The organism is Rickettsia conorii str. Malish 7, from assembly GCF_000007025.1.
Taxonomy (GTDB): Bacteria; Pseudomonadota; Alphaproteobacteria; order Rickettsiales; family Rickettsiaceae; genus Rickettsia; species Rickettsia rickettsii.
Genome location: NC_003103.1, coordinates 399,238 through 418,945, shown reverse-complemented (window position 1 = coordinate 418,945; position 19,708 = coordinate 399,238). Strand labels below are relative to the sequence as shown.

Genomic DNA, 19,708 nt, shown 5'->3' with positions numbered 1-19,708 from the left:
AGTGTCATACCTTGGCTTAACCACAGTATCCAGAAAACAACTAAAAATACTAATATTATTAGTATTTTTAACTGGATTCTGTGAATAAATCACGAGGTGACACATATTTTTAAACCATTAATTTAATATCTCTTGACCCATGTCAATTTTTCATATAAAATGCCGCTCTTAAATTTAATCTAAAGTTGCACATAAAATTAATTCAATATTTAAAAAAACTTGAATCTATTAGCTTTTGTTCCATGGCTTAACCAATACAAACAATTATTTACCTCAGATGAATGAGAAACTGAGCTGTTTGATGATATAATCATTCAAACTCACGAAAATAAAAAACATTTTAATAAAGAGTTATTTATATTATCTAATAACGTTATTGAGAGAGCAAAGAGAAGAGATAAAGCAATCAGAAGTTGCTGTTATTTTTTCTTCGGACTATAGAGCAAATTTATATTCTATATTTACTTGGTTAACTAACTTTCAGCTAGAACAATATGCTAGATTTATATTAAATCTTCCAAAGAATTATAAGGACTATGAAGATTATTTTTTACAAGAAAAACAACAAGACAGATATTCAAAAATCAAAGCTTTTAATAATGTTCAAGATAAGAAATTCTTGGCGAGAAAATATTTCAATTTATCAAAGCAGGAACAATCAAATAATTACCCATTGTTTCAAAAAAATACTTTAAAATTGCAAAAATATTTAGAATATCCTTATGAATATAATACTGCAATTGATAAATCTGAATTTCTAGGTTCTGTAGATAACTATTATAATTATTCTTGTGATAATATATAAAAATTATATATTAATAAAACAATCATTTATTAATAAAATTAATATGCTGAAATCAGAAAATATACAAAAATCCGATAAAGCTCTTAAAGTTATAAGTAAAGACACTTTTTTTAGACCTTATGGCCTGCCATCTTATTCTATTTACTATATGGATGACGGCACAACTATATATCGTGAATCTGAATCACCTTATTATTATGATAAAGTTAAAATGATAGGTCATGATACCGGATATTTTCATAAATATTTTACTGGATTTGGGTTTGAATAGACATTACTTAGAAAGAATTGCTTTGTGAGTTAATTGAGCCTCTCGATGTCATTCCTAGCTAGAAGCAGGAATCCAGTAATAAAAAGTTCATACACTGTAAGTTTTTAATAATAATTCTATGTAAAATTTTAAACCTTTCCTATCACATTGTAGGAGTTCTTAAGCCCAACTAATACTAAATTATGTTCATGAACAATGCAGAGAACCTTCAATTACTTTTAAGCTTGATATTATCACGGTTTATAACACCCTCAATATATTATCAGAAAGTAACATAAAAAATTTTAGAAAAAACTTTTCCGGTCTTGATGTAGTAGAAATGGATAAAAACTTTTCATCTATACCAACTGTTGGTGCCGCTATAGAAGTAATGCATTATATATTTGGACATTTAAATAGTGAAAAATCTACAGTAAGTAGCAAGAAAGTTACAGAAATTAAGCATTCACTAATACATAAATTAATGCCTAATTATCCATATTAAAGTTACACAAATCATGAATTGTTGAAAAATTATGAAATAATACCAGGCTTTTTTGAATATCAATTAGATGGTGAACTCATAAAATGGATGCCGGATAAAATCATTTCTATACCACCTGATACGCTAACCAAAATTCAAATAATGAGTCTTGCCTTTCAATGTAGTATATTAAATAGACACAATGAAGCTGCTAAAGAGATATTTAAATGTATAATTGCAGCAATAAATCTATATTTTAATTCCTTTGCAAAAGAAGTTGAACAATATAGCAAATGTGCAGAATATCTACTCCCCGTACTAAAGCTTATTGAACCGGAATCTAAGCTTAAAATTACCCAAGCACTAGTACCGTATATAAAATCCAGCTTAGATTTGTCAGGTCAATTCTCTGATTTATTAATGGAAAATAAAAATTTTGAAGGGGTCAAAGCTTTACTTGAAGAATCTATTTTTTCGTTAAATATTCACACTGAAAATCAGGTTTTAGCCCAGTGGTATTATAGAACAGGGCGTGTTTATGAAGAAACCGGGAACTATGATATGTCCACTAAATGTTATGAACATGCTTTTGTGCTTCTACCTACACATCCAACAGCATATCATTTATGGTCTAATTATAGAATACAAGGCAAATGTGATAAAGCTAATGACTTAATACAATATGTGCCGGTAGAATATATACAATACATTCTAGAAATGTTAACTAATCCATATGAAATTTCTTATAAGACGTTAGATATAATAAAACAAATACCTTAGTTCCTTTCTATTCATCAATATATGATGGCTGTGAATACATGGCTTTTTATAACAGCATTTCCAATAAAAAAATTAACAAAAACCAGCAATCAATATTAACCGCAAAACTAAAAGCAATTAGTGATACCCCAAACAACATACTTCTAGCATTCTAACTTGCCCTATGTAGTAAGCAATTTAAAACGGCTTCTGATCTTTTAAATAAGATACCTGAGCATCAAATAAATTTGTATGAAAAGGCTATTATAAAACTTCGGAGTTACGTGGACCCAAATTATACGTTACCTCAAAATAATACTCTAACATCCAATGAAAAAACAGAGGTTCTTAACGCCGTTAATACCGGTTTAATAGCAGATAACGAGAATAAATTAACTTCTGAAAAATCTAAAAAGATTTTCCAAAATGTTGAAAATGCTCTGCAAAATGATTCTTGCAATGAAAACACTTTAGAAATTGGCGTAGTTAACGCCTTATTAAATAATAACCTAAAAAAGTACAAGAATATGCAAGTAAATGAAGTCAAAAAAACAAGAAGGGATTATTGCAAGCTATTCCCCCGATAATAAGCCAATAGAAAACTTAGAACAATTAACCCTTCAATATTATACAAAAAAAATCCATCAATATTATCAACTAAAAAAGAAACATGCATTTTATCTAGCCACTCACAAGATTACCAACTTCAATAATAATTCTTGGCATATTCCTAAAGAAGGTCAAATTAAAATTGATAATCAGGAATTAACAAAAGGTACGGATAAATTTCTTGGCAAATATAGAGGATTTGATTGTTACGGTACAATGTCTAAAAAAATCTATAACACCTTTGATAAAGGTAACTTTACTTTTATCAAAGGTGTTAAGTAAAGTTACCTCTTTTGTTTCTGCTTTAAAAAAAGGAATAATATATCATAAACACGGAGTAACCGGAGTTAAACTTATTAAAGAAAATGCTTTTAAAGCTAAGTGGGACTGTGATGACTGATTATTTACGAATATATTATATTTTAATGAACAAGGGTTATTATTAAATGTTGATGAGTATGGTAACCATGCTGAAATAAAAAAGTTTATTAGCGGTCATCATTTGGAGTTTTATAATGTGGAGTGATTAACTTTAAGATTCTGCTTTGTTGTATGACTCGATTTTTATTGTCATTGCGAGGAAATTGCATAGCAATTGACGAAGCAATCTCAGGATATTTGACGAGATTGCTACGCAGCCTATGGCTGCTCGCAATGACGTGATGGTATCCACGCAACAACGCCTCCTCGCAATGACGATATCTATATTTCATGAGCAATACCTAAAACTTAGGATAATTTTGTAGTAGAACTTAAATAATCGTTGCCGTATTTCTCAATATAATCATCATAAAGATTGTTGATTTTAATTTACCTTTAAAATCAACAATCTTTTTCCTACGGGAAAGAGCAATAATTCCGATCGTACGTTACTAATATTACCGTACCATCAAAATCAATTAGCGATTTTTTAAGAGCTTCTCTTGACTCTATATCAAGATGGTTTGTCGATTCGTCGAGTAGTAAAATATCGGGATTATTCAATAGACTTTGTACGAGTAATATACGAAAGTTTATAACCTTCTGACAACGCAGAAAACGGCTCATAATGGTATTTTGCGGCTACTCCAAGACCTACAAGCAAGCTAGCTGCAAAAATTTCAGCAGTATAACCGTCATTAAAGAAACTGATCTTGTTTTAAACAACCTATTTTGGAGTTTTTTGGTATGTTAATCTCACCGAAAGCTGGCTCTTCTTCCTTAGTTAAGACTTTGAAAAAAGTTGTTTGACCTGCTCCGTTGGCACCTACTACACCATATCGTTTATTGTTTTTAATATGCAAATTTACATCGGTAAATAGTATTTCTTGTACCATAACTCATGGCTAAATCGTTTATAATAATCATATTTTTAGATGTCGTGGTTAAATGGTGTTATTGTATAGACACCTAATCGCCATTGTGAACAACTGCAGATCTTGTTGCATGGCTCGTTTTATGTCATTCCAGCGAAGGCGTTGTTGCATAGATACCGCCCTGTCATTGCGAGCAGTCGTAGACTGCGTGACAGTCCAAAACAATAATAAAAAAATTCTGTAAATCAGAATTTTTACTGGATTGCTTCGTCAAAACTTACAGTTTTTCCTTGCAATGACGACCTTCAGTATCCACACAACAAGACCTATGCAGACATAACATAAGAGCCATGCGGGCAATGCCGAGCTTGTGGCAAGAGTCATAAATGCTTATTACTTAAAGTTAGTTTTGATGGATACCATGGAAGGTTCACGGTATAACAATAAAAAATCTTATTTCTTCAATAGCTCAAGAGCTTTTGCAAAATCTACTATATATTCTTCTGCTTTTTTTAAGTCTTTAATTTTTAAGTTATTATTCGCCTGCTCTTCGTCCCCTATAAAAATAATAAATTGAGCATTTTCATTAAAAATGCGTTGCATTCTTTTAGCTATTTTACCTAGAGATTCTATGATAATAGCAATATTTTCTGTTCGCAATTTATCTACAATTTCTAAAGCATAGCAAATATTATTTTTGCCTATAGGTAATACAAATACCGGCTTAACTTCAGATATATTATATTCCCGCATTAAAGCAATTCGCTCAATACCGGCAGCAAAACCGATAGCCGGCACATCATCGTTATTACCCATGATTTTAGCAAGCCCGTCATAACGTCCACCAGCTAGAATAGTAGATTGGCTCCCTAACTTTTTTGTAGTGAATTCAAAAGCAGTATGGCAATAATAATCAAGCCCTCTAACCAAGCGTGGATTTATGCTATATTTCACACCTAAAATATCTAGATACTGTATTAACTCCTCAAAATATTCTTTGGATTCATCAGTGTAATATTCAGATAAAACCGGTGCGTTTGCTATTATTTTCTGATCAGTCTCACTTTTAGAATCAAGTATCCGCATTGGATTTTTGGATAACCTTATTTTGCTTTCTTCTGATAATTGATCTTTAAAATCATTTAGATATTCTACTAATTTTTGCTGATAAACGCTTCTTGATTCATTACATCCAAGAGAGTTAAGCTCTAAGGTAGTATCCTGCTCTATTTCGAGTGCTTTTAATATATCAACGGCTAACTTCAAAGTATCAGCATCAGTAATTGCTCCTTTAGCACCGATATATTCATAATTTAGTTGGTGAAATTGTCTTTGACGCCCTGCTTGCGGTCTATCATAACGAAAAACAGGACCGGTAGAGAAAAACTTTAATGGTAATTTATGTTGTAATCTGTTTGAGATGAGGCTTCTTATAATACATGCTGTAAATTCAGGTCGTAATGCTACGAAATCATTGCTTTTATCTAAAAAACTATAGATTTCTTTGCTGATTACGTCAGAGCTTTCACCCATCGAACGGTTAAAGACTTTAGTATACTCCACAATAGGAGTACTCATTTGTTTATAGCCGTACAATACTCCAACATCTCTTGCTTTGTTAATTATATAGTCGTGAACTTTATAATCATCCGGCAAGAGATCTTTCATTCCTCGGAGTGGTTGCAGCTTTTCAGTCATTTGGTTAATTTTGTTTTGTTGCGTGGATACTACTAACTCATCATTGCGAGGAGAGGCAAAGCCTTGACTTGGCAATCTCAGGAATTTTGTACTACTTCATGAGATTGCCATGCTCTCTACGTTCGCTCGCAATGACGGATATCCCCCTCTTAATTCTGCTCTTTTTGCATAAAAAACGATCTTATAATATATAAAACAAATATTGTAATAAACCAATATATTAATGCACGACCTGCGGTTAATAGATTAAATTCACCGTCATATATTTGAATAAATAGTAAATATGCACAAGCAATTAAAATAAACGGTACGATAATAAATACTAAAGGACATCTAAAAGGTCTTTGAGCATCAGGTAGCGTGACCCTAAATAATACCACTATTATTGTAACGGTTATATAATCAATAAGAGCTCCCATTGAAGTTAATTGCGTTAATAATTCCGTAGAACAAAATCCTCCAAGGATAGCGGCTAAAGAAGCAAATATTATAATCGTAATATACGGACTATCATATTTTGGGTGCAGCTTTGCAAAACTTTTCGGTAGTAAACCGTCACGTGCAATAGCATAAAAAATACGAGAAGTACCGTAAATATTCATCATCAACACCGTCATCATACCGCAAACTGCTCCGGTTGCAACAATAGCAGAGCCGATCTTGCTATTATTGATAGTTAAAGCATAAGCAAGCGGTTGATCGTTATTTAACTGATCAAAAGGTGCAATACCGGTAACAAGCCCTGCCATTGTTACATAAACTATAGTAGTTAGAACAAGTGAGCCAATAATACCGATCATTATATCGCGTTTTGGGTTTTTACACTCCTCAGCTGCGGTTGCAATCGTTCCAAAACCCGTAAAAGCTAAGAATAAAATAGACGCACCTACTAAAACATTACTAAAACCGAAAGGCATAAAATTACTCCAGTTAGTAGCATCAAAATGAGGGGCAGCAGCGAGTATAAATACAAATATTGCAGTCATTTTTATGAAAACTAAAATTGCATTTAGTCTCTTACTATCTTTAGTACCTAAATATAAAATAAATCCAATAAATCCCGAGATTAAAAATGCCGGTAAATTTATTATACCGCCGTTTGTCGGTACAGTAGTTAATTCTTTCGGTAAATTGATTCCACCTGCTGCTAGTATTCCTTGTACGTAGCCCGACCAGCCTGCAGCTACTATTCCTGCAGCAACACCAAGTTCTAATATTATAACACTACCGATCATCCAAGCAAATACTTCGCCAAATGCTACATAGGAATAAGTGTAAATACTTCCTGATGTCGGAAGCATTGCAGCAAGTTCAGTATAAACAAGCGCTACAAAGATACAGGTAATACCTGCAATCGCATAAGATAACATTACTGCAGGTCCTGAATATTTAGCAGCAATTATACCGGTAACGACGAATACGCCTGTGCCGATCATCGCACCAAGACCCAGTAATATTAAATCGAATGCTCCAAGTGTCTTGCTAAGACCACTTGAACTGCCTATCTCTTTTACTGATTCAAAACTTTTCTTCCTTAAAAAACTCATTAGTTTCTCCTGTTTTAGTGAGCTTATTTTTTTGTGAATTGTGTCTCATTGCGAGCGACTAAAAGGAGCGTGGCAATCTCAGGAGGTCTAACTAGATTGCCACGTCGCTTCGCTCCTCGCAATGACACAATTACCTTATCTCTCTAGTAATCCATCCGCCGCCAAGTACTCTTTCACCGGCATAAATAACGCATGCTTGCCCAGGGGCAACGGCTTTTTCTTCGCATAAAAATTTTACTTTCATTTTATCATCACCGAGTTTACTTATTTCGGCTAGACGCGGCGGTCTTGTCGAACGAATTTTAACTGCTACTTCTAACTTTTCGTTATCTTTAATCTCATCTGCAAGCCAATTCACATCTCTAATGATAAATTCCTGCACATTTAATGCGGACTCCGGTCCTACATATACTATATTGTCCTTAGGATCAATCTTTACTACATATAAAGGCTCATTATAAGCTATACCAAGACCACGACGTTGCCCTATGGTGTAGTTAATTATACCGCTATGCTCTCCTAACTCAAACCCGTTTACATGAATAATTTTACCGCTTTCACTGCTATTTGGACGTATTTTATTTATTACGCTCTTATAATTTCCGTCAGGTATGAAACAAATATCTTGGCTGTCGGGCTTATCCGCTACCTCAAGCCCAAATTTACTAGCAAGCTTTCGTGTTTCATCCTTAGTAAGCCCTCCTAGAGGGAAACGTAAATATTCTAATTGCTCTTTAGTTGTCGTAAATAAAAAATAACTTTGATCTTTTGCTGGATCAAGCCCTGTATGTAATTCCGCTCCGTTATCACCGTTTATTTTTCGTACGTAATGACCGGTAGCAAGCTTATCTGCTCCAAGCTCTCTAGCCGTTTTAATTAGATCCCTGAACTTTACCGATTTATTACATTGCACACATGGAAGCGGTGTTTCACCTTGTAAATAGCTATCGACGAAATTATCTATTACCGACTCTTTAAATTTGTTCTCATAATCAAGTACGTAATGGGGAATACCTAGCTTATTTGCTACCATTTTAGCATCGTAAATATCCTGACCGGCACAACAGGCATTTTTCTTCCCTACTGCCATACCGTGATCATATAGCTGCAAGGTAATACCTATAACATTATGTCCTTGTTCATGCAGCATTGCGGCAACCGCCGAACTATCAACCCCGCCTGACATTGCGACAACTATAGTAGACTGCTTATCCCCTAAATTAATCATACCAACCTTAAACAAACAGCAAATTATACTAAATTTATAATTAAATTACAACACTATCTTTTAATATATTAAAATGCTATAATTGGCGTTGTCTAATAATTATCGATTTCGTCATTGCAAGCAGCCCTAGGCTGCATGGCAATCTCATGAAATAATAACAAACTCCTGAGATTGCTTCGTCAATACTTCGTATTTCCTCGCAATGACGCTTTACTAATCCACCTGGGAATGAAAAAATGCTTCAAATAATGCAAAAATTATATGTTATTTAAAATATTATACAAAACAGTTATTACATTAGCTCTAATTTATTTCATACTGATTATTTTAGAATATGCACGTCAAGGTTTTCTTAATGACTTATCGTTACAAAAAGTAGATTTATCTATTCAGAATTCCATAAAAGAACCAATTTATTTAGTTTCTTATGCCGACGGTCTGGAGTATGTTTATCGTAATCAAAATGCAACCACTCATTATGCAATTAATAAAGGTATAGACTTCATATTTAACTATAAGAAAAAGCACATAAATCAAGCGTTTATAGAAAAAAACCAAGAAATTTTTAATGAACCTGCAGGAGCGGGGTTATGGCTATGGAAGCCTTATATTATACTTGAAACAATGAAAAATGCACCAAAAGGAGCTATTATAGTATATTTAGATTCAGCATTTGTTATTAAAAAGCATATCAGTAATTTAACAAATCTTTTAGGCGATAATGATATATTACTGGTACATGATCGCAATCGTAAAAACGGTAGTTTTGTTAAAGGCGAAACTTTTGCTTTAATGGATTGCCTTACAGACGAATGCAGAAATGACGATCACATTTGGAGTGCCGTTATTATTGTGCGTAATACCAAGCTTTCTCGTTCTTTCATTGAAAAATGGCTAAAAAGTTGTGAAGATATTAGAATTCTTTCAGGTAAAAATTATAATATCCATCCTAATTACGATGAATATAAATGGCATCATTCCGATCAATCGGTACTGAGCCTTATATATCATAAAAATCCACAATCGGTTAAAGTAATAGAATATGAAAAAACAACACCTTCTTTATCTTGGTTCCACCGTAAATATTCAAATAGCTCACCGTTAAAACCTTGGTATAGCATATACGGTATAGATCCTATAATTAATTTTAATACTAACGGCAAAGTTTTACCTGCTACCTCTCTTATAAATACTCCGATGATTGTTAGACTTCGTAAATGGGTTATCGAGTATATTCAATGAGCCGGTGTTGTTGCATAATTCCAAAGCCGTCATTACGAGCGAACGTAGAGAGCGTGGCAATCTCATGAAATAATCACAAACTCCTGAGATTGCTTCGTCAATTACTTACGTAATTTCCTCGCAATGACGACATCTCTCGTACTTTAAAAAAACTATAAGATAAAGTAAGTACTTTAATGTCTTGCATTTCAGGATCAAGCTCAAAATCCTTATCTATATAAAATGTAACCGGCATTAAGACTCTTTCGCCGGCTTTTAATAATTGTTCTTCAAAACAAAAACAATGAATTTTTACGAAATATTTTCCTGCTTTATTTGGAGTAACATTATATACGGAAGTACCTATTATATCGTTATCGCTTAGATTCTCCGTTTCATAGAACACTAGAGTATTCTGCCCCGGAACAATTTGCACTCTTTGCTGCCTTGGAATAAACCGCCAAGGTAAATCTTTATCAACATTAGCATCAAACTCGATAATTATAGGTTTAGTGCCTTTTACCTTAGAATATACACTCACCGTTTCTTTTGCAGTAGTGCCGCCATATCCTGTAACTTTACAAAATAAATTATAGATAGGTACGGAAGCAAAACTGAGTAACACCATACTAATTATTAATCCCAGCAAGGAAAAAGCTAAATTTTTATTGGATTTTTTAGACATTATTTGATTTTATTTAAAAATACTCTAGAAAAAGTTTATTTTAGATCATATATGTGTTAATATAAAAAAAATAGTTTTTAAGGTTAGTATGACTAATAATATTAATGCATTAGCAATTTCTAGCGAATCAGGATTTTATAGCTACTTACAGAAAATCAATAAAATTCCTTCACTTACGCAAGAAGAAGAATTGTTATTAGCAAAATCCTATTTAGAAGGGAATGATTTACAAGCTGCACATAAATTAGTAACAAGCCATCTTAAACTTGTTGCAAAAATTGCAAGCGGCTATAGGACTTACGGTCTTCCTATTACCGAATTGGTTTCAGAAGGTAATATAGGTTTAATGCAGGCAGTAAAAAAATTCAATCCTGAACTTGGTTTTCGCCTATCAACATATGCGATGTGGTGGATTAAAGCAGCCATACAAGAATATATATTAAAATCTTGGTCATTAGTAAAGATGGGAACAACGGCCGCACAAAAAAAATTATTTTTTAGTCTTAATAAAGTTAAACATAAAATTACTAATTTATACTCAAGGGCTATTACTACCGATGATTTTGTACAAATAGCAGATGAGCTAGGCGTTTCGGTTAATGAAGTTTCTGAAATGAATACTAGAATTTCAGGTCCTGATTTATCGTTAAATAACTCTATAAATAGTGACGATGCAGAATCCGGAGAATTAATAGAACTATTACCGGAAACACGCCCTACTCCTGAAGCTATGGCTATTAATAAGCAAAATTCTACCAGTAAAAGGCAGTTACTATCAAATGCTATGAAGATTTTAAACGACAGGGAACTGCGTATTTTAACAGAGCGTAAATTAACGGATACTCCTAAAACTCTAGATATTCTAAGCAATGAGTATAATATTTCTAAGGAACGTATTAGACAAATAGAAAATACGGCTTTTGAAAAAATAAAGAAGTTTATTTTAAACCATAGTAGAGAAGCAGCTTAAGCCTTATTGGACTGTCATCCCGTGGCTTGACCACAGGATCCAAAAACAACTAATAGTATTTTTACTGGATACCGCGATTAAGTCACGGTATGACAACGGAACAACGATCCACCCAACAATGCTTTCGTAGAAATGACATTAGTTCAGTACACCTGACCATTCTGGATCAGAAGCATCTGCCGGTGTCATAATTTCTCTTTCATTATGACCTGTTAGATCAATTGCAAAAATTTTGTTTTTTCCCGGAGCTTTAGCGCTCGACGGCCAACCTTTAGCAAACATAATAACTCGTCCGTTAGGCGACCAACAAGGACTTTCAACTAAATATCCGCTTGTTATTATCCTTTCACTATTCTCATCATCTTGAGGACATGCTTTCATAATTCCGATATTAAAAGTTTTTCCTCCGTCTCCTTTAGTAATCTTAGTAAATGCTATATAGTCTCCTCTAGGCGACCAGCTAGGAGCTGCGTAAGAACCACCGCCAAAACTAATACGCTGAACGTCACTTCCGTCTGAATTCATGATATATAATTGAGGCACACCGTTTCTATCGGAATTATATACAATTTTTTTACCGTCCGGTGAATAGCTAGGAGAGGTATTAATACCGAATCCGTCAGTTAATTTATGAAGCTGTTTAGTAGCAAGGTCGATTTCATAAATATGCGTCGAGCCGTTTTTAGCTATCGACATTACAGCTTTTCTACCGTCTGGTGAGAATCTAGGAGCAAAAGATATACCGGGAAAATCACCTACTACACTTTCTTTGCCTGTTTTTAAATCTTTTTCATAAACAAGTACTCTTCTTTTAGTAGCATATGAAACATAAAAAATCTTATCCGCCGAACGAGCAAATCTTGGGGTTAAGACTAGTGACTTTCCATTGGTAAGGTATTTATTATTAGCCCCGTCATAATCCATCAAAGCAATTCTTTTTATTTTCGGTAAAGAGCTGCTTTCTGATACATACACTATTTTAGTATCAAAATAACCGGCATCACCGGTAATTTTTTCATAAATTTTATCGGCAATTTTATGTGCTGCTCTTCTCCATAGATTTTTCGGTACTTCAAGCATTTCACCGGCGAGCTGTTTTTCAAGCAACGTATCCCATAATATAAAGCTAACTTTAAATTTACCGCTTTCTAGTTTTTTAACTTCACCGTTTACTAAAAGACTAGCATTAATTTGACGCCATGCAGCAAAAAGCGGTTTATATTCTATTCCTGTCTTCTCTTCTATAAAAGAGGCAGCAGAAATAGGACGGAATAACCCCGAAAGCTTTAAATCATTAGAGATAACTTTAACCATATCGTGACCTAATACATCAGCGGCAGAATTATCGGCATCAAATTTATTGACCGCTATAGGTGTTGGGTCAGCTCGCCCATGCTCAATGTTTATTGTTTCAAGTGCATAGCTGGTAACGCTAAATAATAGTGATAATATAAAATATATAATATTTCTCACTTAAAATACTCCTTTTTATCAAATTCCGTTATGGTTGTTGTATGTCATTCCTGCTTTCGCAGGAATGACATATATTACCCAAAAATCTTCATCAGTTCTTCCCATTCTCTCTTAGTCATATCACTAGTTTCATGGGTAACTTTTTCACCGTTTATCATTCTTTTAATTACATCCAACCCTTTACGTGAAATGTTTGCTCCCTGCAAACGATATTCTTCAAACGCTTCGTAAACAAAAGGAACCCAAGCTTTGACTATCTCAAGCATCTTTTCAGCATAAACTCTAATTTCATATTGAGCGTGAGGGTCGGCTCGCAATCTTAAAAAATGAAGTAAATTATGTAAATTAATCTTCCAATACCATTCCGTATAATAATTTAAAGTTAAATTCATACGAGCAAGCTCTCTTGCTATCCCTGTGGCGTTCTCATCTATAATATTACCCTCTTCATCGGCATTCATCAGTTCCTTATAATGCCCGTAGCACTGTCTAGCATCTTCCTCTAAAATTGCAAGGACCTTTTCAGCCACTTCTTTCGGTAAGCTATCCCCTTCCCTACATTGTTTATTTACAGCAGATTGGGAAGCAATATTTGCCGGTTCAGGTAGATAAAATTCATTACCTAAAATAGAATACCTTGCCGAATATTCGTTAACGCTAGCTGTTCTATGCCTAATCCATTGCCTTGCAATAAATATCGGTAGTTTAATATGGAACTTGATATCACACATCTCAAAAGGAGTGGTATGATAATGACGAAGCAAGTAGTTTATCAGCCCTTTATCTTGGTTTAATTGCTTCGTACCCTTACCGTAAGAAACACGAGCTGCTTGTACTATAGCACTATCATCCCCCATATAGTCGATCACTCTAATAAAGCCGTAATCTAACACTTTTATAGGCTCATATAAGATTTCTTCAAGTGCCGGGACTGTTACTCTTTTTGTGGTGTTATGCATTCTATTTATCCTTTATGTTTTTCTTTAAATTAACCTTTCCGATGTCATTACTGCGTTGTTGCATGGCTCGTTTTATGTCATTCCCGCTTTCGCGGGAATGACATAAAGTTATGGAAAATAACTATATAAATTCTTACCGTTTCTTTTTAGCCATAATTTTGCCGGTTGGTATTCGGGATATATATCCTCAACTAGCTCCCAAAAATTTTTACTATGGTTCATTTCTTTTAAATGTGCCATTTCATGAGCTACTAAATATTTCAGTACTTCAAAGGGGGCCAAAACTACCCGCCAATTAAAAACAAGATTCCCTTTGCTACAACAACTCCCCCAACGGCTAACATTTTCCATTATTCTAATATTGGAATAAGTCAAATTATGTTTTTTAGATATATTCTCTACTATTATTTTTATTTCTGCTAATAATTTCTTTTTAAGGAATACTTCTATACTAAGTTTTTTTAGTACCTGACTACAACAATACACTTCTAACGTAGAATCATTTAATTTTATCTGATTTTTAGACGAATCAATATGTATTATTTCATAAGATTTACCCAAAATAGAAATCTTATCTTCATCTTTTGGTATCGCAGTTACATTACGACGTAATTTTTGCCTAACCCAATATTCTTGACTTAACAAAAAATTATGACCTTTTTCGGCTTTTACCTTAAGAGGTAATACAAGCTCTGCACCTTTAGACGTAATGCGGATGGCTATATTTTTAGCTTTGCTACTCCTTCTTACTATAACATCTTGAGGTTCACCATATTTGGTAAGAGTAATAACATCTTCCATTTAAAATTCTATATACTTATTAGGATCAACTGCTATTTTATTTTTACGCATAGCAAAATATAATTTATGTTCTACATGTCCGATAACACTATTTCTAGCAATTTTATCACCTTTTTTCAGTAATAAATCATCTAAACTCGCATATGCTACTTCTAGATCGTCTTTATCTAATTTAACTATTACTAAATTACCGAATTGCTTATTATAACCTGAATATATTACCGTTCCTGCAGCTATCGATTTAACTTCACTATATTCTTTAGCTACAATATCTATCCCTTTACTTTTACCGGCTTTAAACTCGGTAATAATTACCCCATTTAACGGTTTTACAAAGTTTAATTGTTCTATCGATTCTTCATCTTCGTCTTCATTCCGAGACATAGAAATCTCAATATCATCATTATCATCTTCTATAATTTTTGCCTTTGGCTCTTCGAGTCTACCGCTAACTTTTTCTGACACGGGATTGTCTTCCATAGTTCTTTGAACTATCATACCCTCATCGTAATCTAGTGCGGTAGAATTATTATTTGCAGTAACATCTCCTACTTTATACTCAATTGGAGCCGGTGGCTGATCAACACAAGCAACTAAACAAAAACATATAACGATACTAAGTACAACAGGATATTTCATATATTTAACAAAACTATTATTTACATTAGAAAACAAATCTTACATAGTATATAATTTTTATCATTATTTTCCATCAAAAAATTAACTATGAAAACTTATAATATTGTCATAGCTAGTGATCATTCAGGTTATGAGCTTAAGTCTGAAATTATCAATTATTTAGAGCAGAAATCTCTAAAGATTTATGACTGCGGAACAAATAATACACAAACCGTTGATTATCCTGATTATGCTAAGAAAGTAGTAGATATTATTATTGAAAAATCAGCACCTATCGGTATTTTAATTAGTGATACGGGGATTGGTATGTCTATAGCTGCGAATCGTAGCTCGGAAATAAGAGCCGCTTTGTGCAACAATATATTAACTGCCGAAAATGCTAAAGCTCATAATGACGCTAATATCTTGATACTCGGAGCAAAAACCATAGACCAAAAAATAGTATTTGATATTATAGATAAGTTTTTAACTACCCAATTTGAAGGCGGCAGACATAGCACCCGCCTATCAAAGATAAAATAGTTGTATAAACTGTTAAACATTGTTATTATCCGTCATTGCGAGGAGAGGCAAAGCCTCGACGTGGCAATCTCAGGCATATTTTGCACTATTCCATAAGATTGCTACGCTTCTTGCAGTCGCTCGCAATGACGATTCGGTGTCCATGCAATAAAGCCAAACTATAATATAAATTATGCTGCTTAATATGAATCTTCAAGAGTTGAAACAAAAATATAATTACGATGTTGCAACGAAAATGATGCAGCAATATCTAGACATTAAATTTGCTCATTTAGATTGTTTACTACTATTTAGAATGGGTGATTTTTATGAAATGTTCTATGAAGATGCAATTCTAGCAAGCAATGTACTTGGCATTGCTTTAACAAAGCGGGGCAAAAACGGCGAAGAAGAAATTGCGATGTGCGGGGTACCTTATCATGCCCTTGAGAATTATTTAACTAAGTTAATTGAAGCAAATTATAAGGTTGCTATTTGTGATCAACTAGAAACACCTGAAGAAGCAAAGAATAGAGGCGGTTATAAAGCGGTCGTTACTAGGGATGTTACACGTATTATAACTCCGGGAACTATAATTGAAGAAAATTTAATTGCTTCAGCCGAACCTAATTATTTAGCAAGTCTCGTAATACCGAAAAATAAAGAAACAGCTAGCCTTTGTTATGTTGATCTTTCTACTTCCGAAATTGTTGTAGTTAATGTACCGGAAACGGAAATTCTTAATGAGCTGGCTCGTTTAAAACCTCGTGAAATTCTGCTTAGCGAAAATCTGAGATCTTCTAATCTTGCGGATAGTATTTTCAAACAATTAAATTTTCGTATTACCTATCAAGTTGATAGTTTTTTTGCGATTAATAAATGCGAAAAAATCATTTTAGATTTTTATAAAATGAAAGATATTAAAGGAATCGGCGAGATATCTAGTAGTCAAATTTGTGCCATAGGTAGCGTTTTAGAATATTTATCGTTAACGCAAAAACAAAATATTCCTCATTTGCCAATCCCTAGAATTATCAAATTTCATAGCTATATGACTATTGATTTCTCTACTAGACGCAACCTTGAAATTGTCACAAACTCACAAGGCGGCTCGCAAGGAAGTTTATTAAGCACCCTTAATCATACGGTTACTAAACAAGGTGGACGTTTACTATATAATTTTCTTTCAAGTCCTTTAACCAACATTGCTAAAATAAATCATCGTTTAAATATTACCGAGTTCTTTTATTCCAACTTAGAAATAGTAAAAAAAATTAGAGAACTTCTAAAAAAAACTAGTGATATAGAACGCTGCTTAACACGTATTACGATGAACAGAAGTTCAGGTCGTGATTTACTTAGCATTAAATATACTTTAGAAACGGCAACGATTATTAAAGGAGTATTCTTTGACGCTTACGGTTTTAATTTACCTGATTTTATCGAAAAAATTATTAAACCTCTATCAGGTGATGCAGAATTATATAATTTAATAGACGAAACAATACGAGAAGATGCACCGAATAATTTAAATGACGGAGGTATAATAAAACATGAATATCATCCGAAAGTAGCCCAATTACATGATTTAATTAATAACGGAAAATTATATATTGAAAAGCTAAAAGATCAATATCGCAAAGAAACGGGAATAGACAGTTTAAAAATATCTCATAATAATGTTATAGGGCTTTTTATCGATATCACCGCTAAAAATGTTAATAAAATCCTTGATCCCAAATTTATTCACCGTCAAACAACGGTTAATCATGTTCGTTACACTACTGCTGAACTACAAAAGCTTGAAAGTGAGTTAGTCAATGCTAAAACCTTAGTAATAAGCTTAGAAAAAGAATTATATGCGGATATTTGTAGCCAAGTAATCGAAAAAGCTTCCTATTTACGAATGCTTGCAAGCTCCTTAAGCGGGCTTGACGTATTTTGTAATTTTGCTTACATCGCTGATGAATATGATTATGTTAAGCCTGAGTTTACCGATGATTTAAGCTTTGATATCGTTAAAGGACGGCATCCTGTAGTAGAGAAAGCACTACAGCGAGAAAGCAAAAGCTTTGTATATAATGATTGTCATTTATCAGAGCTTGAGCGTATTTGGTTAATTACCGGTCCTAATATGGCAGGTAAAAGTACTTTTTTACGTCAAAACGCCATTATTGCAATCATTGCTCAAATAGGTTCGTTTGTGCCGGCAAAAAGTGCTAAAATAGGGGTAGTCGACAAAATATTTAGCCGAATAGGTGCTGCCGATGACTTAATTAAGGGACAATCGACCTTTATGGCAGAGATGCTTGAAACCTCGGCAATTCTTGCTCAATCTACAAAAAACTCACTAATCATACTTGATGAGGTAGGTAGAGGCACATCCACTTATGACGGGGTATCTATAGCATGGTCGGTGCTTGAATATATTCATGATAAGCTGAAATGTCGCTGTTTATTTGCAACGCACTATCATGAGCTAACCGTTATGAGTAATTTCCTGCCGGCTTTGCAAAATTATACTATTGCTATTGAGGAGTCAGGTAAAGATATTCTATTTTTACATAATATTATATCAGGTGCTGCCGATAGGTCCTACGGTCTTCATGTTGCGGCTCTTGCCGGTCTTCCTGCGAGTGTTATAAACAGAGCTGAGCAGATTCTGCTTAAATTTGAAAAAACTTCTACAGGTAAAGGAAAAAATATTTTATCAACGGAATCAAATAATTTGAGTTTGTTTTATCTTGAACCTAATAAAACTACTATAAGCAGCAAATTAGATAAAAAATTCAGCACTATCGATCCTGATAAACTATCCCCTAAAGAAGCACTTGAGTTAATTTATGAGTTAAAGAAGTTGGTTTGATGCGAGTTTGGCAGTGCTTGCGTGGATCAGTTTTTTCATCATTGCGAGGAAAAACTGCAAATTTTGACAAAGCAATCTCAAGAGTTTGTTATTATTTCATGAGATTGCCACGCAGCCTACTGCTGCTTGCAATGACGATCTAGTATCTATGCAACCTTGCCTCCCTTTCCAACCAATATTTACTACAGGCGAAAAAATTAGGATTAGCAAAACTTTCTTTACCGTAAGTAATTTCTTGTCCATGCGTATCTAAAATATTACCACCGCCGGCTTTAATTAAAGCATGACCTGCCGCTATGTCCCATTCCATAGTTTGACCGAATTTTGGATATATATCAGCTGCTCCTTCAGCAATTAAGCATAGTTTCATTGAACTGCCTATTGCATTTATTTGACCGAATGAATACTTACTTAAAAATTCTTTAGTAGCTTTATTTGAATTATAAAAACCTATTACCGCATTAAGCTCTTCATGTTTCGGTTCATGATTAACAAATATTTCTTTAGAATTCTGTTCGATTTTTAACCGACCGTTTACATCAGTATAATATAGCTTTGCTGTTTCAGGGTGATATATCAAGCCGATGGTTGGAAAACCGTTTTCAATAAGCCCTATATTGACCGTATATGTACTTTTACCGTTTACATAGCTCCATGTCCCATCAATAGGATCGATTAACCAAAAAGTATCACTGCTGAATATAGGTAGCGGCTGCTCTTCACATACTATAGCTATTTGAGAGGTTAAGGTTTGTAGAGTTTGATAAATTATTTTACTAATTTCTTTATCGGCATTAGTGACTACTGACCCATCTGATTTAATATCAGTCAACATTCCTGCCTTTTTTATATCTAGTGCAATCTTGCCGGTATTAATAATTAAATCTTTTAAAGCATTAATTAAATTGTCATTCATAA

At 33.5% G+C, this 19,708-nt stretch carries 18 protein-coding genes and 3 pseudogenes; 10 read left to right on the top strand and 11 right to left on the bottom strand.

What is annotated here, in order from left to right; translation table 11 throughout:
* Positions 1-376: 376 nt before the first annotated feature.
* The 6 genes and pseudogenes from RC_RS08885 to RC_RS09830 all read left to right on the top strand — a co-directional run bounded on the left by RC_RS08885 (position 377) and on the right by RC_RS09830 (position 3,307).
* Positions 377-805: a hypothetical protein gene (locus tag RC_RS08885; protein WP_010977071.1), complete on the top strand. Its 429-nt coding sequence runs from the start codon at positions 377-379 to the stop codon at positions 803-805.
* Entirely contained in the window at positions 792-1,076 is a 285-nt protein-coding gene (locus tag RC_RS02130) for a hypothetical protein (RefSeq protein ID WP_010977070.1), read from the top strand. Before RC_RS08885 ends, RC_RS02130 begins: the two co-directional genes overlap by 14 nt.
* A 319-nt stretch (positions 1,077-1,395) precedes the next feature.
* A complete protein-coding gene (locus tag RC_RS09585; RefSeq protein WP_010977069.1) occupies positions 1,396-1,560 on the top strand; it encodes a hypothetical protein in 165 nt (54 codons plus the stop codon).
* A gap of 21 nt (positions 1,561-1,581) precedes the next feature.
* The gene (locus tag RC_RS10150) at positions 1,582-2,319 is read left to right on the top strand and encodes a hypothetical protein (RefSeq protein WP_233417456.1); all 738 of its coding nucleotides are present in this window, start codon (positions 1,582-1,584) and stop codon (positions 2,317-2,319) included.
* Between the two features lie 38 nt (positions 2,320-2,357).
* Positions 2,358-2,885 (top strand): annotated as a pseudogene (locus RC_RS10145) (hypothetical protein).
* A pseudogene (locus RC_RS09830) lies at positions 2,836-3,307 on the top strand (hypothetical protein). The pseudogenes RC_RS10145 and RC_RS09830 overlap by 50 nt, the downstream one beginning before the upstream one ends.
* Before the next feature lie 156 nt (positions 3,308-3,463).
* Here the strand turns inward: RC_RS09830 and RC_RS08880 are convergent.
* The 5 genes and pseudogenes from RC_RS08880 to mnmA all read right to left on the bottom strand — a co-directional run.
* Positions 3,464-3,609 (bottom strand): annotated as a pseudogene (locus RC_RS08880) (polysaccharide polymerase); the annotation flags it as partial.
* Between the two features lie 416 nt (positions 3,610-4,025).
* The gene (locus RC_RS02105) at positions 4,026-4,223 is read right to left on the bottom strand and encodes an ATP-binding cassette domain-containing protein (protein WP_004996141.1); all 198 of its coding nucleotides are present in this window, start codon (positions 4,221-4,223) and stop codon (positions 4,026-4,028) included.
* A 432-nt stretch (positions 4,224-4,655) separates the two neighbouring features.
* Positions 4,656-5,900, bottom strand: coding sequence for a histidine--tRNA ligase (gene hisS, locus RC_RS02100; RefSeq protein WP_014410545.1), 1,245 nt, complete (start codon positions 5,898-5,900; stop codon positions 4,656-4,658).
* Positions 5,901-6,049: 149 nt separating this feature from the next.
* Positions 6,050-7,447 (bottom strand): amino acid permease, encoded by a 1,398-nt coding sequence (locus RC_RS02095; protein WP_004996146.1) that lies wholly within the window; start codon positions 7,445-7,447, stop codon positions 6,050-6,052.
* Positions 7,448-7,577: 130 nt separating this feature from the next.
* Positions 7,578-8,675 carry a tRNA 2-thiouridine(34) synthase MnmA gene (gene mnmA, locus RC_RS02090; RefSeq protein ID WP_016830702.1) on the bottom strand — a complete coding sequence of 366 codons (1,098 nt, stop codon included), beginning with the start codon at positions 8,673-8,675 and terminating at the stop codon, positions 7,578-7,580.
* A 261-nt stretch (positions 8,676-8,936) separates the two neighbouring features.
* Between mnmA and RC_RS02085 the strand changes: the two genes are divergently transcribed.
* Positions 8,937-9,917, top strand: a complete 981-nt coding sequence (locus RC_RS02085) for a hypothetical protein (protein ID WP_010977061.1) — start codon at positions 8,937-8,939, stop codon at positions 9,915-9,917.
* A 97-nt stretch (positions 9,918-10,014) separates the two neighbouring features.
* On the opposite strand, the gene RC_RS02080 is transcribed toward RC_RS02085, so the two are convergent.
* Entirely contained in the window at positions 10,015-10,581 is a 567-nt protein-coding gene (locus RC_RS02080) for a cytochrome c oxidase assembly protein (protein WP_004996151.1), read from the bottom strand.
* 88 nt (positions 10,582-10,669) lie between these two features.
* On the opposite strand from RC_RS02080, the gene rpoH reads away from it, so the two are divergent.
* Entirely contained in the window at positions 10,670-11,551 is an 882-nt protein-coding gene (gene rpoH, locus RC_RS02075; protein ID WP_010977060.1) for an RNA polymerase sigma factor RpoH, read from the top strand.
* A gap of 138 nt (positions 11,552-11,689) precedes the next feature.
* On the opposite strand, the gene tolB is transcribed toward rpoH, so the two are convergent.
* The 4 genes from tolB to RC_RS02055 form a co-directional block, all read right to left on the bottom strand.
* Complete coding sequence (tolB, locus tag RC_RS02070) at positions 11,690-13,024, bottom strand: Tol-Pal system beta propeller repeat protein TolB (RefSeq protein WP_010977059.1); 1,335 nt, start codon at positions 13,022-13,024, stop codon at positions 11,690-11,692.
* A 74-nt stretch (positions 13,025-13,098) separates the two neighbouring features.
* Positions 13,099-13,983: an FAD-dependent thymidylate synthase gene (gene thyX, locus RC_RS02065; RefSeq protein WP_004996155.1), complete on the bottom strand. Its 885-nt coding sequence runs from the start codon at positions 13,981-13,983 to the stop codon at positions 13,099-13,101.
* 108 nt (positions 13,984-14,091) lie between these two features.
* On the bottom strand, positions 14,092-14,784 hold the full coding sequence (locus tag RC_RS02060) for a M48 family metallopeptidase (RefSeq protein ID WP_010977058.1): 693 nt from the start codon (positions 14,782-14,784) through the stop codon (positions 14,092-14,094).
* Positions 14,785-15,459, bottom strand: a complete 675-nt coding sequence (locus RC_RS02055; RefSeq protein ID WP_010977057.1) for a murein hydrolase activator EnvC family protein — start codon at positions 15,457-15,459, stop codon at positions 14,785-14,787.
* Positions 15,460-15,510: 51 nt separating this feature from the next.
* Between RC_RS02055 and rpiB the strand changes: the two genes are divergently transcribed.
* Positions 15,511-15,945: a ribose 5-phosphate isomerase B gene (gene rpiB / locus RC_RS02050; protein WP_010977056.1), complete on the top strand. Its 435-nt coding sequence runs from the start codon at positions 15,511-15,513 to the stop codon at positions 15,943-15,945.
* Between the two features lie 184 nt (positions 15,946-16,129).
* Positions 16,130-18,790, top strand: a complete 2,661-nt coding sequence (gene mutS / locus RC_RS02045; RefSeq protein WP_041471761.1) for a DNA mismatch repair protein MutS — start codon at positions 16,130-16,132, stop codon at positions 18,788-18,790.
* Between the two features lie 139 nt (positions 18,791-18,929).
* Here the strand turns inward: mutS and RC_RS02040 are convergent, their stop codons facing one another.
* Complete coding sequence (locus RC_RS02040; RefSeq protein ID WP_010977054.1) at positions 18,930-19,706, bottom strand: 3'(2'),5'-bisphosphate nucleotidase CysQ family protein; 777 nt, start codon at positions 19,704-19,706, stop codon at positions 18,930-18,932.
* Between the last annotated feature and the right edge of the window lie 2 nt (positions 19,707-19,708).